The sequence below is a fragment of the Lysinibacillus sp. GW823-FHT02G10 genome (assembly GCF_058797135.1).
Genome location: NZ_JBXAJI010000010.1, coordinates 1 through 25,034, shown reverse-complemented (window position 1 = coordinate 25,034; position 25,034 = coordinate 1). Strand labels below are relative to the sequence as shown.

Sequence of the window (25,034 nt, the reverse complement as noted above, 5' to 3'; positions counted from 1 at the left end):
AAGTGAGCAGAATGATACGATTCATGGAAGAAAGAGATATTCCCGAGGTTTTGGCTATCTATAATGATATTATTTTAACAAGCAAGGCTGTCTATCGATACGACATACAAACTTTAGATGAAAAAGTACAGTGGTTTAGGGAGCAACAAGCATTAGATAATCCTTTACTTGTATTTGAGGATAATGGGCTTGTCGCTGGCTTTGCTACCTATAGTCAATTCCGTCCTTACCCAGGCTATAAATATACAATGGAGCACTCTGTCTATGTGCATAAAGAACATTATCAAAAAGGGATTGCGACAAAGCTCATGAACAAGCTGATAGCGATCGCTGAAGAAAATGGTGTCAAAACGCTTGTTGCTGGTATTGATGGAGAAAACATTGGTAGTATTAAAGCACATGAAAAATTAGGCTTTGAATATGCAGGAACCATTAAAAATGCAGGCTATAAATTTGAACAATGGCTAGACCTTGTGTTCTATCAACTTCATTTGACTGGACCGAAATCATAAAAGGATATGACAAATGTCATATCCTTTTTGTGATGTTTGCGTCTGTTACTGACTTGTATTCTTGTTTTATGATGAGGTCATAAGAAAAAAAGAAACGAGGGAGTAAAAGATGGCAACTATTAAAGAAAAAACAAAAAAGTTACGCCAAGATGTAGCGCCATTTGCCAAATCAGATACGCGTAAAAGTGTTTTTCAGATTATAAATACAATTGTACCGTTAATTGCATTATGGGTGGCTGGTTACTTGTTAGTGGATGTATCACCTTGGCTAACAGTCGGCTTAAGTGCTATTTCAGCAGGTTTTGTCGTACGAACTTTTATTATTTTTCATGATTGTACACACGGCTCATTTTTCAAAAGTAAAAAGGCAAACGACTGGGTTGGATTTTTTACTGGGGTGCTAACATCATTCCCTTATGAAAAATGGAAACGTGAACATACAATTCACCATGCAACAAGCTCAAACTTAGACAAGCGTGGTATCGGTGATATTGATATGATGACAGTTGAAGAATATATGCAAGCCTCAAAAGGGCAACGTCTATGGTACCGCTTCTATCGTAATCCATTTGTGATGTTTGGATTAGGCCCACTTTATATGGTTCTTGTCTTAAATCGTTTTAATCGTAAGGATGCGAAGAAGAAGGAACGTCTCAATACAATTTTGACGAATATTGTCATTGTGGGAATTTGTGCCGCTTTAATTTTCTTCATGGGCTGGCAAGCGTTTTTATTAGTGCAAGGCGTTACTTTATTTATTGCAGGTTCTTTAGGAATTTGGTTATTTTATATCCAGCACACGTATGAAGATTCTTATTTTGAACACGATTCAGAGTGGGATTATGTGAAAGCTGCAGTTGAAGGAAGCTCCTATTATAAATTGCCAAAACTTTTACAATGGGTAACAGGGAATATTGGTTTCCATCATGTTCATCACTTAGCTCCTCGTGTACCTAATTATAATCTTGAAAAGGCACACAATGAGACACCGCCATTACACATGGCAACAACGATTACTTTACGTACGAGTTTAGAATCACTACGTTACAAGTTATATGATGAAGATCAAGGTAAATTTGTGACGTTTAAAGAAGTAAATGAAATTATAAAACGTAAAGAAAGAGGCAGTATTGCCGCTTAGTTGATAACAGCCATCTCTGCAAGAGAGATGGCTGTTTTATGTAAAGAGAAGAATATGGGTCAAAGCATGTACAGGCATAAATTTAATTTTCTTGTTATAATAAGGGAAAAGTAGGAAAGAGCGTGAGATTATGTTGAGGAAATGGCATAGTATTATTCCGAATAGTCCGATGCTCAGTGTATATTTGTGGATAATTTTTTGTTTCCTACCGTTTTTCTTCATTTTTAGGAAATCTTCTTACATCGAAATTTCGATAGGCATTACATTTTTAATGCTCTATTTTATCTTCTATCGATTTGCCATGAATTCGAAAAGCGGTTTAGTTTATATGTGGATTAGCTTTGAAATGGTCATAAACATTATTATGACCATCTTGTATGGCTATGTCTATTTGTCCATTTTTACAGCATTTTTTATTGGGAATATCCGAAGACCCGTCGGCTTTTATATTATGTATGGTCTACATATTGGCTTTACAGTTATTTCAACTGGTGCTGGATTCTTTGTAGAGCTCAACCTATTTTTATCGCAGTTGCCTTTCGTTGTATTAACTATTTTAGCTGTTGTCCTTTTACCGCTAACGCTTTATTCCAAAAATAAACGTGAAAATTTAGAGGGACAGTTAGAAACAGCCAATGAACGTATTGCTGAGTTAATTGTTTTTGAGGAACGACAAAGAATAGCTCGAGATTTGCATGATACATTAGGACAAAAATTGTCCATGATTGGTTTGAAGAGTGATCTAGCTTCTAGGCTGATTGAACGAAATCCCCAGCAGGCCTTGATTGAGATTAAGGATATACGCCAGACCGCTAGTATTGCTTTAAAAGAGGTTCGGGAATTAGTTTCAGATATGCGCACGGCAAAATTTGAAGATGAGATCATGCGTATTTCACAAATGCTAAAGGCAGCTGAAATGGAGTTTGTCTTTGAGGGGGATAAAAACGCACTGCAAGTTCCACCACTTGTAGAGAATGTTTTATCTATGTGCTTAAAAGAGGCGGTTAATAATGTTGTCAAACATAGTGGAGCAACAAAATGTGAAATTGCCTTCCATCAAAATTTTAAAGAAGTTTATTTAGTAGTGCGAGATAACGGACAGGGCATTACAAAAAAACAAGCCTGGAGAACTGGTAATGGATTGAAAGGAATGCGGGAACGTTTAGAGTTTATTAATGGGTCCTTTAAAATTGAAAGTGTTGAGGGCACCACATTAACGGTAACTATCCCAGTAGCTATTACGCATCAGAATGTCAAAGACAATCTGAAGAACATATAGAAAAGAGGATTGTGACATGATACGAATTGTGATTGCTGAAGATCAGGGGATGCTATTAGGCGCGCTTCGCTCTTTACTTAGTATGGAGGAGGATATGGAGGTTGTTGGCTTAGCAAAAAATGGTGAGGAAGCATTGATGCTTGTGGAAGAGCATCAGCCTGATATTTGTATTATGGATATTGAAATGCCAGTGAAAACGGGACTAGATGCAGCAGAAGAAATGCATAGCACTGGCTCAGGTTGTAAAGTCATTATTTTAACTACATTTGCTAGACCTGGTTATTTCGAACGTGCTAGAAAAGCGAGTGTCAGAGGCTATTTATTAAAGGATAGCCCTATAGAGGAGTTAGTGAGCGCAATCCGTACAATCATGGACGGTAAACGCATTTATGCGCCAGAGCTCGTTGATTTTGTCTATGAAGATGATAGTGAAAATCCTTTAACGGAGCGAGAGAGTCAAGTTCTGACACTTGTAGCAGAGGGCAAGACGACAAAGGAAATTGCTGCTGAGCTGTTTTTGTCTGCTGGCACAGTTCGTAACTATATTTCGACGATTTTAGAAAAACTAAACGTCGGCAATCGAATTGAGGCCATTGCACGCTTTAAAGAAAAAGGATGGAATAAATAAAATGAGAACCTTTTCGCATCATAAGCGAAAAGGTTCTCTTTTTTTTACTTATTACGTTTAGTTAAACGGCCAAGAACGAATGCACCTGCTGCTACTGCAAGAACAGTATTCGTTTTTTTCGTAAATACTTGTTTTGTGACAAGATTAAGGTTTTGAGGACGCTCAGCTAAACGGCGCATGAAATAACCGTACCAATCTTCACCGAATGGAACGTACACACAGAAGTTATAGCCCTCTTTTGCAAGTTCTTTTTGCATATCTGTACGGAAACCATATAGCATTTGGAATTCAAATTTATCAAGCGGAATATTATGATCAGCTACAAAGCGTTTTACGTGCGCAATAATATTGTGATCGTGAGTTGCGATTGATGTAAATTTACCATTTAGTAGGTGATATTCAATCAACTCAATAAAGTTTAAATCAATATCTAATTTATCTTGATAGGCTACTTCAACTGGCTCTTTATAAGCACCTTTTACGATACGTAAACGGTAGTCCTTAAATTTTTCAATATCATCTTTTGCACGGTAAAAGTATGATTGGATGACTGTACCAACATTATTAAATGTTTTCGATAATTCTTCCACCATATCGAAGGAAGTTTGTAGACGTCCATAGTCTTCCATATCAAAGTTAACAAAGATATCGTATGAAGCGGCTTTTTCTACAATCTCATACAGATTGTCATAACAAAAATCAACATCAATATCTAAGCCTAATTGAGATGGCTTTAATGAAATATGTGCCGCTACACCATTTTCGTGAATAGCTTCGATCACAGTAAGGATTTTTTCTTTAGCAGCAGTCGCTTCTTCTTTACTTGAAACAAATTCACCTAGGTTATCTACTGTACAAGAAATATTATGTGCATTTAGTTCTTTGATGCTTGCAATTGTTTCTTCGATATTTGTACCAGCTACTACACTTTGTGCTCCTAATTTTAGGCCATATTTCTTTGCAGCACTATTTAATAGTTGGTTCTCAGATAAGTGGATGAAAAAATCGCGTAATAACATGGTCATTCTCCTAACTGCATTTTCTTTTTAGTATAACATAAATTTTTTAAACTATATTACATTCAGCCTAACAATTATTTCATTTCGAGTAATTGCATACGTTCATTAAATAGTGCAGGATAACTTAAAAAGCCAATCATAACGCTGGATAATGTTGCAGTAGTTAAGAGAGCAAAGATAATTAAAAGTTGAAATTGGACTGCATGAATAGGGTCGGCTCCCCCAATAATTTGACCACTCATCATACCTGGTAACTGTACTAGCCCGATTGTTTTTTGACTCTCAATCGTAGGAATCATACTAGCTTTTATGGCATTAATTAATTGGCGATGAATAGCCTGTTTTGGTGTGCCACCCAGGGATAGTATTAGTTCCATTTGATCCTTATGGTTAATAATTTCAGCTGTAAAACGATTTAAGAATAAAATGGATAGCACCATGGAATTACCAATTAGCATCCCGCTAATGGGAATGATATACTGAGCGGTTGCTGGAACAATATGAAAGCCTAGCAAAACACCTTGTGTAATTATTTCTATCATGACAAGAGTCAGTGCTATCTTCCAGGTGATTCCTTTAATACCTGCTCCTTTTTTTCGTGCATTTAACGTGGCTACGATAATCATTAGTGCTACCATCAGTAAAATATAGCTATAACTATTTGCATCAAACACAAACTTTAATATATAGCCGACAGCAAGCAATTGAATGATGGAGCGTAATGTTGCAATAAGCGTATCTTTTTCAAGGTCTAATTTTAATATTTTGGATAATAGTAAAGGGATACAAACAAAAATTAATGTCAGTGATAAGGCTGTATATGTCATTTGTTTACCCCCTGTACAAACTCGGCAACACGTGGATTTGTTGGTGCATCGAGTAATGAACTTTTACCAGTTTCAACGAGCTCCCCATTCATCATAACCCATGTATAGTGACCAATCGTTAGCGCTTGTTGCAAATTATGGGTAATCCAAATCATGGTAACATTGTATTTTTTGTTAATGGTGACAATCAATTTTTCAATATCCTGTACGGATTGACGATCCAAGGCAGACGTTATTTCGTCTAATAATAAAATAGAGGATTTATTGATAAGTGTTCGAGCGATGGATACCTTTTGACGTTGTCCGCCTGATAGATCATTTGTAGATTGATGCAGGAAGCTTTCGTTTAACCCAACGTCCTCTAAATATTGAATAGCCTCCTGCTGCAAAAGTTTTTGTCCTTGCAGTGTACGGGGAAGTGCAAGATTCTCTAACACTGTACCTGCTATCATAGGAGCTGCCTGTAAAGCAATACCAACATGCCTTCTTAAAGCTGTTGGATCATATGTAGAAATAGGTTGATTATCGACAAGTATATGCCCATTTGATGGTGAGAGAAGGCCATTACATAATTTAAGTAATGTTGTTTTACCAGCGCCAGAGGGGCCAACGAGAGTGGTGATTTGCCCTTTCGGAAATGACCCAGTAATTGACTTTAATATCATTTTGTCATTTACTGAAAAATGAACTTGTTGAAAGTGAATGGCAGGTTCATATAACATATTCATCTATTGAAACTCCTTTACTTTAGTCAGTAAAATAACTGTAGCATGAAATGACTGGAAGATGGTGTTGAAATAAAAGAAAGAAGGGGATTTGGGAATGGAAATATTGTATTTCGATACATTAACATATGCACAAGGCGATATGTATGTTGTGGCTTCAGACAAAGGACTTGTTTATATAGGTACACCAAATGCAGCATTCGATGAAGTAAAGGAGTGGGCTATAAAACCATTTAAAGGATATTGTTTTGAAGAGAATTCAGAAAAGTTGCTCCCATATAAAGAGCAGTTAACAGCCTATTTTAAGAAGGAACTTATTGAATTTAATCTTCCAATTCATGTGAAAGGGACAGCATTTCAATTAGCAGTGTGGGATGCATTAAAAGAATTACCCTATGGTACAACAACAACTTATGGAAATATTGCTCAACGCATTGGTAATCCCAAAGCGGTTCGAGCGGTGGGGACTGCTATTGGAGCAAACCCAATCCTGGCAATTATTCCATGTCATCGGGTTATTGGCAAAAATGGTCAATTAACAGGCTTCAGAAGCGGCTTAGCTATGAAACAATTTTTACTTGAGTTAGAGAAGGAATAGAACGAGTGAAGCGGTAAATGTTAGTCTCTTGCGAAATAATGGAAAGAGCGCTTTTTCTATGGATTAGATCACTTCAAACAAAGTAATCTTCTTTCTCTGTAAACGAACAGTTTCACATGTAGGAGTGCACCAAAAGAAATCTGCCCCATTATCCAAAGATAAAGGAGCAGATGAACTAGCTATACATGTTGTTCTTCTTGAACATTGTTCTGCGTTTTACCGAAATGTGTTAAACGATGAGCGAAGGTTTCGCCTCGCACAGCGGAGCTTTTGAAAATATCTTGGTATTCGTAGGCAGGCGTTCCGTGTTCCATTACATCTAATCCAGCAATTTCTTCTTCAGCTGTTACTCGTAATGGGACAAATGCTTTGATGATCAATAAACCTGCAGCTACAGATACACTAACCCAAGCAATAGTTGCAATAACGCCGATTGCTTGAATACCTAATAGACCAAAACCCCCACCATAAAATAAGCCTTGCCCACCAATATCAAAGAGGCCAACTGCCAGTGTTCCCCAAATACCACAAATACCATGAACAGCAATTGCTCCAACAGGATCATCAACTTTTAGCTTCCACTCTAGGAAGCGTACACCTTCCACAAGTAAAGGGGCAGCAATTAAACCAATGATAAGTGAGCCAAAAATGCTGACATTCGCTGCACCAGCAGTAATCCCTACAAGCCCAGCTAATGCACCATTTAATGTAAGAGAGCCATCGATATGTCCGTATCGAAATTTTGTATAGAAAGCAGTGGCAACGACACCAGCTGCAGCTGCAAAAAACGTATTAGCAATAACACTAGGAACTAGCTCTGGATCAGCTGCTAATGTAGAAGCGCCATTGAAGCCGAACCAACCAAACCAAAGTAAAAATACGCCTAATGCACCTAATGGAATGCTGTGTCCTGTAATAACATTTACTCGCCCATTTTCATATTTGCCTAGTCGAGGTCCAACCATAACTGCTGCCACAAATGCTGCAACAGCCCCTGTTAAGTGGACAACTGTCGAGCCAGCAAAATCAACAAAACCTAAATCTGTTAACCAACCTTGACCACTCCAAACCCAGTGGCCTACTACAGGATAAACAACTAAAGACATAAGTATAATAACTCCAACATAAGCAAAAATATTAGTACGTTCTGCAACAGCCCCCGATAAAATAGTTGCTCCAGTTGCAGCAAACATCGTTTGGAAGATAAAGAAAGAAAGATCATCTACTCCTTTTAAAGCAAAGCCACTTGTGCCGAAAATGCCACCTACTGAGTCTCCGAACATAATGGCATAGCCACATAAAAAATAGACGATTCCACCAAGAGAAATGGTAAGAAAATTCTTCATGATGATATTGACTGCATTTTTTGAGCGGGTAAATCCAGCCTCAACCATAGCAAAACCTGCATGCATAAAGAATACTAAAATAGTGCCAAGCATCACCCAAATTAAATTAACAGATAATAGTACTTCATCCATCTATATCGCCCCCTTTATTCTACTGCAATCGATCCGACTTCTTTTGTTCGGATACGAATTGCTTGTTCTACTGGATAAATGAAAATCTTCCCGTCCCCAACTTTACCGGTTGCTGCTTCACGCAATAAAATCTCTACAATGGCATCAACTTTGCCATCGTCTACAATCATTTCTAATTTTAATTTAGGTAAAAATTCAATTTCATACGTATTGCCGCGGAAGAGTCCTGTTCGACCTAGCTGACGACCACAACCAGCGATTTCAGAAACGCTTAACCCTGCAATTCCTTCCTGTGCAAGACCATCCCGAACAGCTCCAAAAACTTCAGGACGAATGATTGCTTCAATTTTTTTCATGAGTACCAGCTCCTTGCGTAAATTTAATTTACATGTTAAAACGGTATTAAAAACAGTGCAATTGTTTTTTTGAATTCTATGTAAGGTTAGTTTACATAGTATATTTCCAGTCTCGAAGTATTTTAGAAAAAAGGTTTTTATATAGGGAATGAAAGCGGTACTAAAATTTGTGTCTAAAATGTGTACAGTTCTAAATTTTCTGACTATTTATGTTAGAAAACCTAACATCTACAAGAGGGAATGTAATACGCAAGAATTTGGGTATATAGTGTATACTAGGACTAATTATCAAAGCGGAAGAAGGGGTTTCTTTTGAGATCAAACTATGCAGATGATAGCTTAGCGCTACACACAGACTTATATCAAATCAATATGGCAGAATCCTACTGGGCGGATGGCATACATAATAAAAAAGCGGTTTTTGAATTGTATTTTAGAAAATTACCTTTTGGTAATGGCTATGCCATATTTGCTGGGTTAGAGCGAATGCTTGATTATCTACGTGATTTTCATTTTAGTGAATCGGATATTGCGTATTTACGTGATGAAGTAGGTTATAAAGATGACTTTATCCAGTATTTAAAGAACATCCGATTTACTGGAGAAATGTATTCCATGGTAGAAGGGGAACTTGTTTTCGCTAATGAACCAATCGTCCGAATTGAAGCTCCATTAGTAGAGGCGCAGCTAATTGAAACAGCCTTACTTAATATTGTTAACTATCAAACATTAATTGCTACAAAGGCTAGCCGTATCAAGCAAATTATTAAAAATGAAGTGGCAATGGAATTTGGTACAAGGCGTGCACAAGAGATGGATGCTGCTATTTGGGGAACACGTGCCGCGTTTATCGGTGGTTTTGCTTCCACAAGTAATGTTCGAGCAGGTAAACTTTTTAAAATTCCTGTCTCTGGTACACATGCCCATGCATTAGTACAAGCTTATAAAAATGATTACGATGCATTCCATGCTTATGCAAAACGTCATCGCGATTGTGTGTTTTTGGTAGATACTTATAATACATTGAAATCAGGGGTGCCAACTGCAATTAAAGTAGCTAAAGAGCTAGGAGACAAAATTAACTTTATTGGCATACGCTTAGATAGCGGCGATATTGCTTTCTTATCAAAAGAAGCTCGTCGTATGTTGGATGCTGCAGGCTTCCATGATGCCAAAATCATTGTCTCAAACGATTTAGATGAATACACCATCTTAAATTTAAAAGCTCAAGGAGCAAAAGTGGATGTTTGGGGAATTGGTACAAAGCTTATTACAGCTTACGACCAGCCTGCGTTAGGTGCAGTATATAAAATGGTGGCTATCGAGAATAGCGAAGGGCAACTTGAAGATACAATAAAAATCTCAGCTAATGCGGAAAAGGTATCAACGCCAGGCTTGAAAAATGTCTATCGTATTATCGATAAAAAGAATGGAAAGGCAGAAGGAGACTACATCACAATGCACGATGAAAATCCTCAAGCTGAGGAACGTATCAAAATGTTCCATCCGATTCATACGTTTGTCTCAAAGTTTGTCACAAATTTTGAAGCAAAAAATTTACATCAGCATGTTATTAAAAATGGAGCGATCAATTATCAAAACCCTACATTAGAGGAAATGCGTGATTACGCGGCGGAGAATTTAGAGCTGTTGTGGGATGAATATAAGCGTGCGATGAATCCTGAAGAATATCCGGTCGATCTCAGTCAAAAATGCTGGGATAATAAGATGCGTAATATTGAAGAAGTGCATGCGATGGTTAAACGAATGTAAAAAGGAGTGACGGGTGCAATGACTTTACAGCAACAAATTATTGAGGAATTACGCGTACTGCCTAACATTGATGTACAGAGGGAAATACGTAAATCAATTGATTTTTTAAAGGAATATGCAAAACGCTATAGTTTTGTAAAAGGTTTTGTTCTTGGTATTTCTGGTGGTCAAGATTCAACATTAACAGGAAAACTAGCGCAGTTGGCTATTGATGAATTAAATGCAGAAGAGGGAGAAATGAAGTATTCGTTTTTCGCTGTACGATTACCATATGGCGTACAAGCTGATGAACAGGATTGCCAAGATGCCATTGATTATATAAAGCCAACGAAGGTTTATACAGTAAATATAAAAGACGCAGTGGATGCTAGTGTGAGAGCTCTAACAAATGCGGGGGTTGAGCTGAATGACTTTGTGAAAGGGAATGAAAAGGCTCGTGAGCGTATGAAGGTCCAATATTCAATTGCTGCAATGAATGGAGCGGTTGTATTAGGAACAGATCATGCTGCGGAAGCTATTACAGGCTTCTATACAAAGTTCGGGGATGGTGGAGCAGACTTAATGCCAATCTTTCGTTTAAATAAACGACAAGGAAAGCAATTGTTAGCAGAACTTCAATGCCCTGAGCATCTTTATAAAAAGGTGCCTACAGCAGACTTAGAAGAAGATCGTCCCTCATTGCCAGACGAAGTGGCGCTAGGTGTGTCGTATGATCAAATAGATGATTATTTAGAGGGGAAAGAAATTCCAGAAGAACCTCGCCAAAGATTAGAAGGGTATTATTTGCGTTCCCAACATAAACGTCATATGCCAATTACAATATTTGATGATTTTTGGAAGTAAGATGAGCGAAAAGGGTTATAAAGAAAGTGGTTTCACTTTTAAAAATAGCTCTTTTCGCTCTTTTTTTATGTATTATGGTTCTATGTTGTTAATTGTCAGCATATAATGTCGATATAATTACCTATAAGGATAATAAAATGTAGGGGAGGGTAACTTTTTATGAGGACTTCTAGAGTGAGTGCAACGACAAGTAGTGTTTTTCGGCAGGAACAACAGTATTTACATGCTGGTGATCTCAGCCATAACTTTGGGCAAAATCCACAAAAGCAATTTCGGAATAGATTACAAAAAAATAAAGAGAAGACGTACAATTCAACAACTATTTCTGTAAATTCACAACAGCAGCAACCGATTACACCTATCCATATAGATAGCGCTAGTGATTTGGAAATTCGCCGTGAATTAAATGAGACGGCATTAAAGCTCAGTCGTTTAAACAAACAAAAGAAGCGTCTCAATAGTTACCGTTCTTCCATATAAGCCAAACTCTCCACATCAGTGTGGAGAGTTTTTATTTTTGAGGGGAAGTAAATGAAAGTACTAAATTCAAAATATTTGAAGTGAAGATGTTCATGGAATGTTCAAGGTAATTTTTCCATTTCTTCACAGCGATTTTTAACTAATTTCACAACTAATCTGTAGTGTAGGAGATGGCAACAAAAAACTAAACTTGGAGGATAAAGTTGTGAAAAAATTATGGTTACCTGCACTAATATTATTATTTGTACTTGCAGCTTGTGGTAGCGAAAAGAAACAGGTAGAAGAAACGGAAATTGAGCAAGAAGTTACGAAAAATGAATCAGAAACCGTGCAAGTTGCTTCATTAGTAGATACACGGTTACAAGAGCCCGAAGAAGAGACAACTTGTGAAATGTGTAATATGAAAGTTTATATGAAAGACCATGAGATGGGTGTATTTTCAGCACAGGCAATAAAAGAAGATGGAACAATTGCTTTTTATGACGATATTGGCTGTTTATTAAATGCAGAGGTTGCTAATGAAGAAAAAAACGAAAAATTTGTACGTGATTTTGTGTCGAAAGATTGGGCAAAGATTGAAGATGTAACAATTATAAAAACAGAGCTGAAATCTCCGATGAACTGGGGCTATATTTATTTCGTGGACAAGGCTGAAGCAGATAAATATATGCAAGAAAATTCGAAAGCTTATGTGGAGGAACTACAAAAAATTAAAGATGATGCATTGGAGAGACGTAAGAAAATGATGCAAAAAAAGGCTGAGGATGAAAAAGATGCATCCGGTTCTATGCATTCGAATGAGATGAATCAAGAAGGGCACGGTCATTAAATTATAGACTAGGGGAAATCCTCTAGTCTTTTCTTGCTGAATGAGGAGGTGGAAAGTAATGAAGCAAATCATGTTGTTCTTTTTATTTTTTCTCATGACAAGTCAAACGGCGTATGCAGAATTTGATATTCAATATGCTATCGATCAAGCAAAAGCTGGAGATAGTATTCATATTCCTGCTGGTCGTTACCAAGGGAATTTCACGGTGAAGAAACCGATCAAACTGTACGGACAAAAAAGGACTGAGCTTTATGCTCAAAATGATGAACCTGTATTAAAAATTGAACATGTATCGAATGTTTCCATAGAAAATATAAGGATAACAGCAAAAAATAAAGGAATTGTTGCTAATGAGGCGGATAATTTAGAGCTAAGAGCTATTGAACTAAAAGATATCCGAGTTGGTATACATCTTCAACAATCAAGGCATATTCGAATTTTAGAAAATAGGATCATTGGAAATGAATCTCACTTTGCTGAAAAAGGAAATGGAATTGCGGTTTTTAAAAGTGAAGATGTCGTGATCGATCAAAATACGATCGAACAAGTCCAAGATGGTATATATGTTGAAGAAGGGACGCGAATAGATGTACAGCGAAACAAGGTAACAAATAGCCGTTATGGAACACATTTTATGTATTCAAGCAATGTGAAGGTGTTGTTCAATACATATTTACAGAATGTTACAGGTCTTATGGTGATGATGACTACTAATTTAGAAATAAGTAGTAATACAATTAGTGCTCATAATGGCTTCAATAGTTATGGACTTATGATGTATGACACACAGGAGGCAATGGTAAGAGAAAATAGCTTTCTACATAATCGTGTAGGGGTAGCGTTGCAGAAGAGTTCAGTGATTCAAATACAAGAAAATCGCTTTCAGATGAATCAAACTGCATTAGAAGGTACAAAAGTCGATGAGCGTTCAATCATTATGAATAATCAGTTTACAGGCAATATATTAACAGCAAGGTCAGACAATCGAGGATTACGTTTAATTCATAATTTTTATGATGATTATACAGGGCTAGATGTTACAGGTGATGGTTTTGGAGATATTCCATATGTGGCTGTGTCGAGTTTTGGACAATGGATGGTGAGACAACCAGTTTATCAATTTTTTGTGGCATCACCAAGCGTTGTTATCCTGACGTCACTAGATCAACAGATTAATAAAACAGAACGAAATCTAATGGTAGATAATGAACCAAAATTACTGAGCAATATGAAAGAGATAGAGTTTTCATTAAATATCTTACAATTAGTGATTGGTTTTATCGTGTTTATGGGAAGTTTATGGCTTTGGAAAAGGGGGATACGAGTGTGACTAGATGGATAATGATAGTAATTATATGTGGCGTTATTTTAGTAGGCTGTGGTGAAAAAACATACCATCCACGTGAAATCAATAGTGAAACAGATGTTTGTAAAGTTTGTAATATGAGTATTGTTCATAATGAATACGCAGGGCAAATTCTTTTAAAAAATGGAGACTATGAGATTTTTGATGATATTGGATGCTTAATGGATTACATTGAGCTAAATGGCGATGGTGAAGTGGGAGCAGCCTATATTAAAAATAAAGCAACGAATGAATGGATTGACGTTTATAAAGCGATTTATGTGTACAACAAAAATTATTGGACGCCGATGAACTATGGTGTTATTGCATTTGCTACAAAAGACGAAGCCAAAGAATGGATGAATGATGAAGAAGAAGGTCAACTATTTGCCTATCGTGATTTGCTGACATTGAATTGGGGGATTCATGAGTGATGTTTGTAAAAATAGAGCTGAAGCAGATTTTAAGAAGTCGATGGATGCAACTAGTAGCCTTTCTGTTTACGTTTGTTTTCGTTGCCATAGTCGTCATTCAACAAATGGCTTTACCAGATATTGAAGGCTTTACACGTCAAACTGCATCATTTTTAAGTGTGTTATTATTTCTGCTGCCGCTATTTATCCTCACCATTGGTAGTATGAGTATAGCTGGTGATATAGAATCAGGTTGGTTATCGTTATTAAAAACATACCCTATGAAGCGGAAGCAATATATTACAGGCAAATATGTAGCTACGGTACTTGCGTTTTTATTAGTAATAGTAGTGGCATTTGGTTTTGTATTAACCGTAGGTGGGTTACTAGGTGGGGTACGGTTACCAATTGTTTTAGTTATTCTTACGCTATTATGTATTATTATCTTTGTGTCTTTAGGAATCTTGCTAGGGGTATTTGCAAAAACAAGATTATTTGCACTTGCATTATCACTTGTAGTATGGTCCTTTCTTTTATTGCTCATTTCTTATGCTTTAATGGCGATAGGTGCAGTTGTTTCAGGGCATCTTTTACAAAAGCTCATCATCATAACGATACATATTAATCCAGTAGAATGGCTGCGCTTCGGCTATTTTATATTTAGTAATCAAGCTAGTGTGCTTGGTCCAGCCTTTTATGATGTAACGAGGTTTTACTTATCACCGCTTGGTCAGGTGGTGTATGGAATAATAACAATACTCTGGATTGTACTACCGTTAATGCTTGCTACGAAGCTGTTAAAGGAGGGGGAGCGGCGATGATTCTGTTAGAGGGAAAAAATGTAGCTAAGGTTTATGAAAATGATAGAGGATTAAAAGAAGCCTCCTTTCAGCTGCAAGCTGGTCGAATTCTTGCATTGGTTGGAGGAAACGGGGCTGGAAAGAGTACTTTGATTCGTTTGTTAACGGGTCAAGAGAAACAGCAATCTGGTGAAATAATATGGCATCAACCACAAACAATCCGTTTTATGCCTGATGATGTAAACTTTCCAACTATGCTAACTGCAGCTGAAATATTAGAGCTGTTGGCATCTTTAAAACAAGTAGATAAATATGAGCAAGAGAATGTACTGAAGCGTGTTTCCTTGTGGGATGTTCGGAAGCAAAGAGCTAAACACTTTTCCAAAGGGATGCTCCAACGGCTAAACCTAGCCCAGAGCTTACTTGGTAGCGGGTCATTGTTAATTTTAGATGAGCCAACGAATGGTCTAGATCCCTTTTGGATAGCACAGTTGAAAAACATGATGTTGGAGGAGAAGAAAAAAGGCAATACGGTTATCTTCTCTACTCATTTGCTATCTTTTGCTGAAGAAATAGCAGATGATGTATTAGTTTTACATGAAGGTGAAATTATCATTTCTGGGGCGATATCTGAAATTTTCTTGCAAGAAAATTCTACATCTTTAGAAGAAATATGGTTAAAAAGATTGAATTTGTAACATTCTAATGGTTAATGACGTTATATAATAAGGATTAGGCTTGTTTGGATGTTATCAAACAAGCCTTTTTTATGAATGTTCGTAGGAAGTAGAAGTTTCAGATAATTGTTTTACAAGACAGATTTCGCTATGCTTAGATTAAGTTTGCTTGCAATTCACACAATTGCTTGATGGAATGGGAGGCTTTTCGATTAATGAATGCTCAGATACAGAATGTTTTAGAAAATATAGAAAAAGTAATGATTGGTAAAAGAGAAGTTGCTGAGCTCAGTATTGTCGCATTATTAGCAAGGGGACACGTTTTATTGGAGGATGTACCTGGAGTAGGAAAGACAATGATGGTGCGAGCACTTGCAAAATCGTTTGATGCACAATTTAAGCGTATTCAATTTACACCAGATCTATTGCCATCAGATGTAGTCGGTATTTCTATTTATAATCCCAAGACAATGGAGTTTGAATTTCGTCCAGGACCAATCATGGGGGATGTTGTATTAGCCGATGAAATTAACCGAACGTCTCCGAAAACTCAATCAGCGTTGTTAGAGGGGATGGAAGAGGCTTCTGTTACAATTGATGGGAAAACTCTGATGATCAATCAGCCATTTTTTGTGATGGCTACACAAAATCCGATTGAACATGAAGGTACCTATCCTTTACCTGAAGCACAACTAGATCGATTTCTCTTAAAGATAAAAATGGGCTATCCATCTAGGGGGCAAGAGGTTGAAATTTTACGAAGAGCTGAGAATGGTAAAGCCATTGAAAAAATCGAAGCAGTATTATCGGTAGCGCAATTAATCGAATTACAGGAACTTGTTCAAGGTGTGTATGTAGAAGATTCTGTTAAAAATTATATGGTGGAGCTTGCTACCCTAACAAGAGAAAATAATTATGTCTATTTAGGTGTGAGTCCACGTGCCACAATAGCGCTAATGAAAGCTTCTCAAGCTTACGCATTTTTAAAAGGACGAAGCTATGTTACCCCTGATGATGTTCAATATTTAGTGCCATTTGTTTTTAACCATCGTTTAGTTTTAAAACCAGATGCACGCTATGATAACGTGACAGCAGACGAAATTATCCAGCGGATCATTGCTAAAACACCAGTTCCGACAAAGAGGTTTGCAGAACAATGAGGCAATGGAAAGCTTTTGTAGAAAAAAGTAAACATTTCCTATTAATCGCTTTCTTGATGATCGTAACATTTTGTTATGCAATGTTCCAAGGTGGGTTTGTGAGCTGGTTTGTATTTTTTACGGTTAGCCCATTTTTAGTATATGCATTCATTTTCTTTGTCGTTAGAGAAGATATTTTACTAATCGAACGCAAGATTGACCCGATTCATATAGAACGAGGTCAATCAGCGAAGGTGCTTATTACGATAGAACGTAAAACACGTTTTCCATTTGCCTATATCGTAATGGAGGAACTTGTGGATAGTGAGGGATTAGTGCAAGCTAAAATACAAAATGCGAATGCCATTAAGTTCGTTGGATTTAAAAAGACCTTTAGCTGGCAATATGAATTGGAAAATATGCCACGTGGTGAACATCGCTACCTAGGTGTTACAATTGTTTTCTATGATTTTTTTGGCTGGGCTAAAAAGGTTGTCGTAGCAGAAAAGGACCAAACTATTTTAGTTTACCCAAGAGTACAAGAGATGAAATATGCTGCGCTTCAAACAAAATATGATGTTGGCCCGATGATGTCACCATACTCTATTGTGAAGGACACATCGATGGCTGTTGGATTAAGAGAGTACGTTCCAGGAGATCGTTTTTCATGGATTCATTGGAAATCATTTGCACGTACACAAAAGTTACAGTCTAAGGAATTTGAGGATCGACAATCATCTGAACTAATGTTAGTGCTAGACGCTACAAAATCCTCGATGTTTGAAGAAAAAGTGGAGTTAGTAGCTTCAATGCTACAAATGATCGTTCAGGAACGAGGAGATTTAACATTTATTTCTGCTGGAGCAATGACGAAAGTATTCCCAGCTATACAGGGTGACAAGCATTTAGATCAAGTCATGTATCATTTAGCTGCGATAAAACCTACAGAGAATGTCAAGTTTCGATTTCATGACCAACAAGCCTTTAAGCAAATTGCAACACTGCTTTATGTGACAAGTGATGTTTCAGATGAATTCCTACATACTCTTGCGAATATAGTGAAAAGCTGTATTTGTTTTGTAGTGGCAAAGCAGCAACCAGTGCAATCTGAGCTTGCGATGCGGTATAAACATATACAAGTTATTTATGTAAATCCAGCAGATTTCTATCATTTATTCACGGAGGTGATAAGACCGTGAAGCAATCATTAGGAGAATTTTTAGAATTAGCCATAGCTTATGTTATTGTATTTTTCATTTTGCGTGAATGGCTTATTCCCATTATGCAATTAACGAATACAGGTGGGATGCATCTTTTCTTAGTGTTTATCGGTATGTCTTTAGCGCTAAGTCTTTTCCGCGTACATCCTTTATTATCAGGATTAGTGAAGTTTGGTTATATTACCTGGTTTGTCGTTTTTATCTATAGCCCTAGTCCTGTATTATCTGGTGATACATTGCCTTTTTTATTGGCTGAATGGAGAGGGAACATGGCCACGATTCTAACAGGTGACTTTGGACAGGTTTCAGATGTTTTCAGAACAGTGTTATTTCTTGTATTGATTTGGATGCTGGTCTATTTAATTCACCATTGGGTTTCGGTGCGAAAAAATATATTCTACTTCTTTGCCATGACCGTATTCTTTATTGCTACTTTGGATACATTTAGTGACTATGACGGTAAAGCGGCAATTGTAAAAGTTGTTGTTTTAGGATTAATCATGACAGGTGTTCTTTTTGTCAAGCGCCTATGGCTTCAAGTAGAAACTACAAGTACGGTAATGGAGAAATGGAAAATTGTTATTCCCATGCTAGTATCTGTATTACTCGTTAGTTCTGTAGCATACTTTTTACCAAAGACTGGGCCAACATGGGCAGATCCGGTGCCGTTTATCCAAGGGGTTACTGGACAAGACGGAAATGGAAATGGTCAAAAATCAGTCGGTTATAGCCAGGATGATAGTCAGTTAGGTGGTCCGTTCCAAGGAGATAATACTTTAATATTCACTGCCTCTTCCCGTGATCGTCATTATTGGCGTATTGAAACAAAAGATACGTATACGTCAAAAGGTTGGATTGTTTCAGAGGGGAACTTTGGGAAAAATGTTTATGAGTCAAATACACCCATTCTGACTTCTTTACAAGTAGGGCCGCCCGAAAGTGAACGTCAGATTCAATTAGATATTGCTGTTCCAATGCCATTTTTAATTCAAACATATGGTATGCTTTCTGTTTCGGCTCAAGATTCCACTTTATTTATTCAAGATGAGCAGACTGAAAGAATGAATATAGAACAACAGGTAGGGGAATCGAAATCATTATCAAACTATTCATTGTCTTATAGTGAGCCTGTTTATAGTATGGAGCAGCTCCAATTGTCATATCCAGCAACACTTGAAACAATGGATTCTTCCTTTGATCGATTTTTGCAGTTACCTAACCAACTTCCTCAGCGTGTAAGGGACTTAGCGTCTGAAATAACGCAAAAGAAAGATACGGTTTATGAACAAATTAAGGCTGTAGAAAGTTATTTTAGAACAAATGGTTTTAAGTACGATAAAACGCAAGCTGCCATTCCTGGTGAAAATCAGGATTATGTCGATCAATTTTTGTTCGATACAAAAGTTGGGTATTGTGATAATTTCTCCACTTCAATGGTGGTACTTTTACGCTCAGTAGGAATCCCAGCTAGATGGGTGAAAGGCTTTGCACCTGGGACTGCAGGACCTATGTCAGATGGATTACGCGAATATCGCATCACGAATGACAATGCGCACTCATGGGTAGAAGCTTTTATACCTGGAACGGGATGGATGGAGTTTGAGCCTACAATCGGCTTTTCTGGGAATGTTAACATCGATTATGATATTCCGTTAGATGCGTCTGATGAGGAGGAAGTGGCGCAGCCAGAACGAAAACCCGAGCAGCCACAACCGCAAGAACAGGTAACCGAGAAGGAACAGACAAAATCAACATTTAGCTTTGATGCAATGTGGTTATGGATGAAAAAGTTTGCCTATGTTTGGGTGATAATTGTTGTATTATTAATAATCACAGGTATTTCTTTATTCTTACAGCGTAAAACGTGGATTCCTAAGATGCATGTTCGAGCATACCGTAAAAAAGTAGCGGATTGGTCAAATTTCGATTCTTCCTACCATGTTTTACTGAAGCAATTATCTCGTATTGGTTTGCGCAGAAAAGATGGAGAAACGTTAAGTGCATTCGCAGAGCGTGTAGATTCAGCATTAGAAACAGATGAAATGCAAAAGCTGACGGTAGTCTACGAGCAACATATTTATGGGAAAGACAAAGAAGATGTTGATTTTGTGAAGCTGAAAGAAAGTTGGGAATATTTAATCAATCGCACTATCAGTTGATTTTAACGTAGACAAAGAGTAAAATGAAAAAAATTAAATGCAAGGATTGCTTTCATATAAGTTCGATAATAGGGTTCGGATGTTTCTACGAAATCACCTTAAATGATTTCTCTATGAAGGCGGATGTTTTCGTTAGGTGAAAAGTATAGTAAATCACTTTACTTTGCTACGCATTCGCCTTTATCAATATTCTAGAGCTTATGAACGCGTAGAAAGTTTTTTTACTTTCTTCGCGTTTTTCTTTGAACACATGAAAAATCCTTTAAAAATAATAGAAGAGGTGGAAATTTTGACAGCTAGCCCTTTATTAAAAGAGCAAGAAAAAATCGTTGTACTAGACTTCGGTAGCCAATTTAACCAATTAATTACACGTCGTATTCGTGAATTTGGTGTTTTCAGTGAATTACATCCACATACGGTAACTGCAGAAGAAATTAAAGATATGAACGCAACAGGTATTATTTTCTCAGGTGGTCCAAACTCTGTTTATGATGAAAATGCCTTTCATGTGGATCCAGCTATCTTCGAATTAGGTTTACCGATTTTAGGTATTTGCTATGGTATGCAATTAATGGCCCATACAAACGGCGGTAAAGTTGAAGGTGCTGAAACACGCGAGTATGGTAAAGCCGAAATTCAAGTAACAACACCAAACAAATTATTTGGTGAATTACCTACAGAACAAATCGTTTGGATGAGCCATGGTGACCATGTAACAGAAGTTCCAGCTGGATTTGAAGTCATCGCAACTAGTGCATCTTGTCCGATTGCTGCAATGGCAAACGTTGAACGTAAACTATATGCTGTACAATTCCATCCAGAAGTACGTCACTCTGTATATGGTAATGATCTATTACGTCAATTCGTATTCGACATCTGTGAAGCGAAAGGCGATTGGTCAATGGCAAACTTCATTGAGCTTGAAATTGCAAAAATTCGTGAAATCGTTGGCGATAAAAAAGTATTATGTGCACTTTCTGGTGGTGTAGACTCATCAGTGGTAGCGGTGTTAATCCATAAAGCAATAGGCGATCAATTAACTTGTATGTTCGTAGACCACAACTTAAACCGTAAAGGCGAAGTTGAACAAGTAATGAAAACATTCACAGAAGACTTTGACATGAATCTTATTAAAATTGATGCACGTAAACGATTCATGGACAAACTTGCTGGGGTTTCTGATCCAGAGAAAAAACGTAAAATTATCGGTAATGAATTCATTTATGTGTTTGATGAAGAGGCATCTAAGCTTGAAGGTATGGATTTCTTAGCACAAGGAACTCTTTACACAGATATTATTGAATCTGGTACTTCAACTGCACAAACAATCAAATCACACCATAATGTTGGTGGTCTTCCTGAAGATATGCAATTCCAACTAATTGAGCCACTGAAAACTTTATTTAAAGATGAAGTACGTGCGCTAGGCTTAGAGCTTGGACTAGACGAAAAAATCGTTTGGCGTCAACCGTTCCCAGGTCCTGGATTAGGTATCCGTGTGCTTGGTGAAGTAACAGAAGAAAAATTAGAAATCGTTCGCGAATCTGATTTCATTCTACGTGAAGAAATCGCAAAAGCTGGCCTTGATCGTGACATTTGGCAATATTTTACGGTATTACCTGATATCCGTTCAGTAGGTGTAATGGGCGATGCTCGTACGTATGACTATGCAATCGGTATCCGTGCCGTTACATCTATCGACGGTATGACTTCTGACTGGGCACGTATTCCTTGGGATGTACTAGAGAAAATCTCCGTCCGCCTTGTAAACGAAGTAAAACACGTGAACCGCGTGCTGTATGATATTACATCTAAGCCACCAGCAACGATTGAGTGGGAATAATAGCAAAAGCCCTAAAAGCCCTGAGAGGTTTTTAGGGCTTTTTTTGATTTATTTCCTTCTGAATTTATGGCTTAATGAAGTATCTCAACTGCAAAAATTGCTGGTAAAGTGTTGTATGTAGTAAACTAAATGAATGCACAAGAAATTATACTATTCAGATTAGGGGGGATTTAAATGGAGAAAAATAAACCAATGATTCATACATTAACGGTTGGGATGCCAAAAGAATTAGTTGATAGTAAAGGACGTTCAATGATTACAGGGATTGAAAAGCAACGAGTGCAAGAAGTTTATTTGTCCTCTCAAGGCTTTGAAGGGGATGATGTGGCAGATAAAAAACATCACGGTGGCCCTGATCGAGCAGTTTGTTTATATCCTGCGGAGCATTACATACAATGGGAACAGGAACTTGGAAAAACGTTACCCGTTGCTGCATTTGGCGAAAATTTAACCGTAACAAATATGTTAGAATCAGATGTTTGTATTGGTGATATTTATAAAATTGGAGATGCTGTCATTCAAATTACACAGGGACGTATTCCATGTAGTACGATTGATAGATATACCGAGGCAAACACATTACTCAAACGTTTAATCGAAACAGGCTATACAGGTTTCCTTGCGCGTGTACTTGAAGAAGGGACAATCTGTGCAGATTCAACAATTGAGCTTGTAGAAAAGCATCCTGCACGTATCTCTGTTTTGTATTGCAATGAAGTGTACTTCAAAAACAATGATGCAATCGCTATGAAACAAATACAAGCAGTAGATGCATTAGCAGAAGATTGGAAAGAAAAATTAGAAAAAAGAATTCAAGTCTTGCAAAGTAAAGTGATGAGTTAAAACATACGTTCAAAAGAAGGATCCTCTAGAATTTCTAGGGGATTTTTTCTTTAAACTAATTGCTGAAATGTTCAGTACAAAGCCTCTTTAGTAATACATTTAATAGAACCTGAACATTAAATAAGAATTTTACACGAACTTTCGTATTTCTTTTTAGAAAAATGTTCGGAAATGGGGTTGAAATCTAAAAAACGAAATGATATATTACGAATGTAAATTAAATACGTCGTCGTATAATGTCGGGGATAAGGCCCGTGAGTTTCTACCAAGTTACCGTAAATAACTTGACTACGATTTAGGTTTATACATAAATGTATAAACACTAATTTGTTTCACACACTAATTGTGATGAAATATATCGTAGACATGCGACTAGTAGAGTAGTCAGCGTGTCTTTTTTGTTTTCGATATTGAAGACGACCACACGGAGGATTTTTTGATAATGAAAAAATATTTCATGTTCGATGAGTTAGGAACTAATTATCGCCGCGAAATAATAGGCGGTATTACAACCTTCCTTGCAATGGCATATATTCTAGCTGTTAACCCAGGTATTCTAGAAAATGCAGGAATGGATAAAGGTGCTGTTTTCGTAGCAACAGCATTAGCAGCAGCAGTCGGTTCTTTGATTATGGGGATTTTCGCTAAGTTCCCGATTTCACTTGCTCCTGGGATGGGGTTAAATGCATTCTTTGCATTTACTGTAGTCGGAGCATACGGTATTCCGTGGCAAACTGGTTTAACAGGCGTGTTCTTCTCAGGGATTATCTTTATTATTTTATCTTTAACTGGTATCCGCGAAACTGTTATTAATGCTATACCAGTACAACTTAAATATGCGGTTTCTGCAGGTATTGGTTTATTTATAACTTTTGTTGGTTTACAAGGAGCAGGGATCATTGTCGATAGCCCAGCTACTTTAGTCACTTTAGGAAGTTTCACAGGCGCTACATTATTAGCGGTATTCGGAATTATTCTTTCAGTTATTCTTATTATTAAATTGCGCAGTATCGGTATTTTCTTAGGAATGGTGATTACTGCAGTTATTGGGATGATCACAGGTATCATTGATCCTCCGACAGCCGTTGTATCAGCTATTCCAAGTGTAGATTCTACATTCATGGTAGCACTAGAACCACTTGGTGACTTCGGTACATTATTTAACGTGAAGTTTTTAGTAGTAGTGTTAACATTCTTGTTTGTTGATTTCTTTGATACAGCTGGTACTTTAATGGCTGTAGCGACACAAGCAGGTTTAGTAAAAGATAATAAATTACCGCGTGCAGGACGTGCCTTAATGGCAGATGCACTAGCAACAACTATCGGTTCTTTATTTGGTACGTCAACAACAACAGCGTACGTAGAGTCAACTTCTGGAGTTGCTGCAGGCGCTCGTTCAGGATTTTCTGCAGTCGTAACAGCAGTACTGTTCTTAGTTGCATTATTCTTCTCACCATTACTAGCAGTGGTAACACCAGCAGTTACTGCTCCAGCTTTAGTAATCGTAGGGGTACTAATGGTATCGTCCTTACGCTTAATTGATTGGGACAAATTCGAAATAGCAGTACCTGCATTCTTTACAGTATTAATGATGCCACTTGGTTATTCAATTGCTACTGGTATTGCAATCGGCTTTGTATTCTACCCAATTACAATGTTATTAGCAGGTCGTAAAAAAGAAATTCACCCAATGATGTATGGTCTATTCTTTGTTTTCCTTGCATACTTCATTTGGGTACGTTAGTTAAACAGACACCTTTAATTGTTAGTAAGTTGCTAACAATTAAAGGTGTTTTTTATTGAGTTGATCCAAAATAAAAGAAGTTATTATTTTTACATTTATATAGAAGAAACTCGGTTTTAAATAATGCGAATAGTTTTACTTTAATGAAACACTTGCAAACTTAAATTTATGATGATATATTTAAACACGTTGTTACGAAATAAACGAACAACTTGAAAAATATTAACATAAACAGTTGACAACGAGTTAACATTATGTTAAATTATAAAAAGTTACTTACTGTAACTAGTAAATGAACCTTGAAAACTGAACAAGCAAAACGTAATCAATAAAGTTTTAAGTAGCTAGTTTTGCTAGTGAACG

At 37.1% G+C, this 25,034-nt stretch carries 24 protein-coding genes and 2 riboswitches; of the genes, 19 read left to right on the top strand and 5 right to left on the bottom strand.

The features are described from left to right. Positions 1-11: 11 nt before the first annotated feature. From AC1RFD_RS20250 to AC1RFD_RS20235, 4 genes are all read left to right on the top strand, one after another. Entirely contained in the window at positions 12-512 is a 501-nt protein-coding gene (locus AC1RFD_RS20250; RefSeq protein ID WP_112116726.1) for a GNAT family N-acetyltransferase, read from the top strand. Between the two features lie 109 nt (positions 513-621). Then, on the top strand, positions 622-1,653 hold the full coding sequence (desA, locus tag AC1RFD_RS20245; RefSeq protein ID WP_048394986.1) for a Delta(5) desaturase DesA: 1,032 nt from the start codon (positions 622-624) through the stop codon (positions 1,651-1,653). Positions 1,654-1,783: 130 nt separating this feature from the next. Next, positions 1,784-2,932, top strand: coding sequence for a sensor histidine kinase (locus tag AC1RFD_RS20240; protein ID WP_420281540.1), 1,149 nt, complete (start codon positions 1,784-1,786; stop codon positions 2,930-2,932). A gap of 16 nt (positions 2,933-2,948) precedes the next feature. Further along, positions 2,949-3,560, top strand: a complete 612-nt coding sequence (locus tag AC1RFD_RS20235; protein WP_048394990.1) for a response regulator transcription factor — start codon at positions 2,949-2,951, stop codon at positions 3,558-3,560. Between the two features lie 44 nt (positions 3,561-3,604). On the opposite strand, the gene AC1RFD_RS20230 is transcribed toward AC1RFD_RS20235, so the two are convergent. From AC1RFD_RS20230 to AC1RFD_RS20220, 3 genes are all read right to left on the bottom strand, one after another. Beyond that, positions 3,605-4,579: a proline dehydrogenase family protein gene (locus AC1RFD_RS20230; protein ID WP_048394992.1), complete on the bottom strand. Its 975-nt coding sequence runs from the start codon at positions 4,577-4,579 to the stop codon at positions 3,605-3,607. A 74-nt stretch (positions 4,580-4,653) separates the two neighbouring features. Further along, complete coding sequence (locus AC1RFD_RS20225) at positions 4,654-5,406, bottom strand: ABC transporter permease (RefSeq protein WP_066038126.1); 753 nt, start codon at positions 5,404-5,406, stop codon at positions 4,654-4,656. Continuing rightward, positions 5,403-6,134 (bottom strand): ABC transporter ATP-binding protein, encoded by a 732-nt coding sequence (locus AC1RFD_RS20220; protein ID WP_016995349.1) that lies wholly within the window; start codon positions 6,132-6,134, stop codon positions 5,403-5,405. The genes AC1RFD_RS20225 and AC1RFD_RS20220 overlap by 4 nt, the downstream gene beginning before the upstream one ends. A gap of 94 nt (positions 6,135-6,228) precedes the next feature. Between AC1RFD_RS20220 and AC1RFD_RS20215 the strand changes: the two genes are divergently transcribed. After that, entirely contained in the window at positions 6,229-6,729 is a 501-nt protein-coding gene (locus AC1RFD_RS20215) for a methylated-DNA--[protein]-cysteine S-methyltransferase (protein ID WP_048395000.1), read from the top strand. Between the two features lie 179 nt (positions 6,730-6,908). Here the strand turns inward: AC1RFD_RS20215 and AC1RFD_RS20210 are convergent, their stop codons facing one another. After that, a complete protein-coding gene (locus tag AC1RFD_RS20210) occupies positions 6,909-8,207 on the bottom strand; it encodes an ammonium transporter (RefSeq protein ID WP_016995351.1) in 1,299 nt (432 codons plus the stop codon). A 14-nt stretch (positions 8,208-8,221) separates the two neighbouring features. Then, positions 8,222-8,563, bottom strand: a complete 342-nt coding sequence (locus AC1RFD_RS20205; RefSeq protein ID WP_016995352.1) for a P-II family nitrogen regulator — start codon at positions 8,561-8,563, stop codon at positions 8,222-8,224. Between the two features lie 312 nt (positions 8,564-8,875). Here AC1RFD_RS20205 and AC1RFD_RS20200 point away from each other — a divergent pair, with 312 nt between their 5' ends. The 14 genes from AC1RFD_RS20200 (at position 8,876) to AC1RFD_RS20135 (ending at position 24,671) form a co-directional block, all read left to right on the top strand. Beyond that, positions 8,876-10,336: a nicotinate phosphoribosyltransferase gene (locus AC1RFD_RS20200; RefSeq protein ID WP_082148178.1), complete on the top strand. Its 1,461-nt coding sequence runs from the start codon at positions 8,876-8,878 to the stop codon at positions 10,334-10,336. 18 nt (positions 10,337-10,354) lie between these two features. Next, positions 10,355-11,179 (top strand): NAD(+) synthase, encoded by an 825-nt coding sequence (gene nadE / locus AC1RFD_RS20195; protein ID WP_048395002.1) that lies wholly within the window; start codon positions 10,355-10,357, stop codon positions 11,177-11,179. Between the two features lie 159 nt (positions 11,180-11,338). Continuing rightward, positions 11,339-11,659: a hypothetical protein gene (locus AC1RFD_RS20190; protein WP_048395004.1), complete on the top strand. Its 321-nt coding sequence runs from the start codon at positions 11,339-11,341 to the stop codon at positions 11,657-11,659. Between the two features lie 205 nt (positions 11,660-11,864). Beyond that, positions 11,865-12,488 (top strand): nitrous oxide reductase accessory protein NosL, encoded by a 624-nt coding sequence (locus AC1RFD_RS20185; RefSeq protein ID WP_257962257.1) that lies wholly within the window; start codon positions 11,865-11,867, stop codon positions 12,486-12,488. 58 nt (positions 12,489-12,546) lie between these two features. Beyond that, positions 12,547-13,818 (top strand): right-handed parallel beta-helix repeat-containing protein, encoded by a 1,272-nt coding sequence (locus AC1RFD_RS20180; RefSeq protein ID WP_492475226.1) that lies wholly within the window; start codon positions 12,547-12,549, stop codon positions 13,816-13,818. Further along, positions 13,815-14,267 carry a nitrous oxide reductase accessory protein NosL gene (locus AC1RFD_RS20175; protein WP_281217481.1) on the top strand — a complete coding sequence of 151 codons (453 nt, stop codon included), beginning with the start codon at positions 13,815-13,817 and terminating at the stop codon, positions 14,265-14,267. The genes AC1RFD_RS20180 and AC1RFD_RS20175 overlap by 4 nt, the downstream gene beginning before the upstream one ends. Beyond that, entirely contained in the window at positions 14,267-15,067 is an 801-nt protein-coding gene (locus AC1RFD_RS20170; protein WP_066038122.1) for an ABC transporter permease, read from the top strand. Before AC1RFD_RS20175 ends, AC1RFD_RS20170 begins: the two co-directional genes overlap by 1 nt. Next, complete coding sequence (locus tag AC1RFD_RS20165) at positions 15,064-15,744, top strand: ABC transporter ATP-binding protein (RefSeq protein WP_053075732.1); 681 nt, start codon at positions 15,064-15,066, stop codon at positions 15,742-15,744. Before AC1RFD_RS20170 ends, AC1RFD_RS20165 begins: the two co-directional genes overlap by 4 nt. A gap of 194 nt (positions 15,745-15,938) precedes the next feature. After that, positions 15,939-16,883, top strand: a complete 945-nt coding sequence (locus AC1RFD_RS20160) for an AAA family ATPase (RefSeq protein WP_048395021.1) — start codon at positions 15,939-15,941, stop codon at positions 16,881-16,883. Further along, complete coding sequence (locus AC1RFD_RS20155) at positions 16,880-18,061, top strand: DUF58 domain-containing protein (RefSeq protein ID WP_492475225.1); 1,182 nt, start codon at positions 16,880-16,882, stop codon at positions 18,059-18,061. Before AC1RFD_RS20160 ends, AC1RFD_RS20155 begins: the two co-directional genes overlap by 4 nt. Next, complete coding sequence (locus AC1RFD_RS20150) at positions 18,058-20,241, top strand: DUF4129 domain-containing transglutaminase family protein (RefSeq protein WP_387256506.1); 2,184 nt, start codon at positions 18,058-18,060, stop codon at positions 20,239-20,241. Before AC1RFD_RS20155 ends, AC1RFD_RS20150 begins: the two co-directional genes overlap by 4 nt. Before the next feature lie 32 nt (positions 20,242-20,273). Then, positions 20,274-20,375, top strand: a riboswitch (purine riboswitch). 155 nt (positions 20,376-20,530) lie between these two features. Then, entirely contained in the window at positions 20,531-22,084 is a 1,554-nt protein-coding gene (gene guaA / locus AC1RFD_RS20145; RefSeq protein ID WP_036076059.1) for a glutamine-hydrolyzing GMP synthase, read from the top strand. Positions 22,085-22,258: 174 nt separating this feature from the next. Next, positions 22,259-22,927, top strand: coding sequence for an MOSC domain-containing protein (locus AC1RFD_RS20140; RefSeq protein ID WP_048395027.1), 669 nt, complete (start codon positions 22,259-22,261; stop codon positions 22,925-22,927). 209 nt (positions 22,928-23,136) lie between these two features. Continuing rightward, positions 23,137-23,238: riboswitch (purine riboswitch) on the top strand. 131 nt (positions 23,239-23,369) lie between these two features. Further along, complete coding sequence (locus tag AC1RFD_RS20135) at positions 23,370-24,671, top strand: NCS2 family permease (RefSeq protein ID WP_004230532.1); 1,302 nt, start codon at positions 23,370-23,372, stop codon at positions 24,669-24,671. Positions 24,672-25,034: the final 363 nt, after the last annotated feature.

Excerpts from the sequence above, each read along its gene's own strand:
- AC1RFD_RS20210 (WP_016995351.1), bottom strand. The coding sequence starts at position 8,207 with ATGGATGAAGTACTATTATCTGTTAATTTAATTTGGGTGATGCTTGGC.
- AC1RFD_RS20155 (WP_492475225.1), top strand. The coding sequence starts at position 16,880 with ATGAGGCAATGGAAAGCTTTTGTAGAAAAAAGTAAACATTTCCTATTA.
- AC1RFD_RS20170 (WP_066038122.1), top strand. The coding sequence starts at position 14,267 with ATGTTTGTAAAAATAGAGCTGAAGCAGATTTTAAGAAGTCGATGGATG.
- AC1RFD_RS20190 (WP_048395004.1), top strand. The coding sequence starts at position 11,339 with ATGAGGACTTCTAGAGTGAGTGCAACGACAAGTAGTGTTTTTCGGCAG.
- AC1RFD_RS20135 (WP_004230532.1), top strand. The coding sequence starts at position 23,370 with ATGAAAAAATATTTCATGTTCGATGAGTTAGGAACTAATTATCGCCGC.
- AC1RFD_RS20140 (WP_048395027.1), top strand. The coding sequence starts at position 22,259 with ATGGAGAAAAATAAACCAATGATTCATACATTAACGGTTGGGATGCCA.
- AC1RFD_RS20240 (WP_420281540.1), top strand. The coding sequence starts at position 1,784 with ATGTTGAGGAAATGGCATAGTATTATTCCGAATAGTCCGATGCTCAGT.
- nadE (WP_048395002.1), top strand. The coding sequence starts at position 10,355 with ATGACTTTACAGCAACAAATTATTGAGGAATTACGCGTACTGCCTAAC.
- AC1RFD_RS20230 (WP_048394992.1), bottom strand. The coding sequence starts at position 4,579 with ATGTTATTACGCGATTTTTTCATCCACTTATCTGAGAACCAACTATTA.
- AC1RFD_RS20205 (WP_016995352.1), bottom strand. The coding sequence starts at position 8,563 with ATGAAAAAAATTGAAGCAATCATTCGTCCTGAAGTTTTTGGAGCTGTT.
- AC1RFD_RS20160 (WP_048395021.1), top strand. The coding sequence starts at position 15,939 with ATGAATGCTCAGATACAGAATGTTTTAGAAAATATAGAAAAAGTAATG.
- AC1RFD_RS20250 (WP_112116726.1), top strand. The coding sequence starts at position 12 with ATGATACGATTCATGGAAGAAAGAGATATTCCCGAGGTTTTGGCTATC.
- AC1RFD_RS20165 (WP_053075732.1), top strand. The coding sequence starts at position 15,064 with ATGATTCTGTTAGAGGGAAAAAATGTAGCTAAGGTTTATGAAAATGAT.
- AC1RFD_RS20235 (WP_048394990.1), top strand. The coding sequence starts at position 2,949 with ATGATACGAATTGTGATTGCTGAAGATCAGGGGATGCTATTAGGCGCG.
- desA (WP_048394986.1), top strand. The coding sequence starts at position 622 with ATGGCAACTATTAAAGAAAAAACAAAAAAGTTACGCCAAGATGTAGCG.
- AC1RFD_RS20215 (WP_048395000.1), top strand. The coding sequence starts at position 6,229 with ATGGAAATATTGTATTTCGATACATTAACATATGCACAAGGCGATATG.
- AC1RFD_RS20220 (WP_016995349.1), bottom strand. The coding sequence starts at position 6,134 with ATGAATATGTTATATGAACCTGCCATTCACTTTCAACAAGTTCATTTT.
- AC1RFD_RS20180 (WP_492475226.1), top strand. The coding sequence starts at position 12,547 with ATGAAGCAAATCATGTTGTTCTTTTTATTTTTTCTCATGACAAGTCAA.
- AC1RFD_RS20225 (WP_066038126.1), bottom strand. The coding sequence starts at position 5,406 with ATGACATATACAGCCTTATCACTGACATTAATTTTTGTTTGTATCCCT.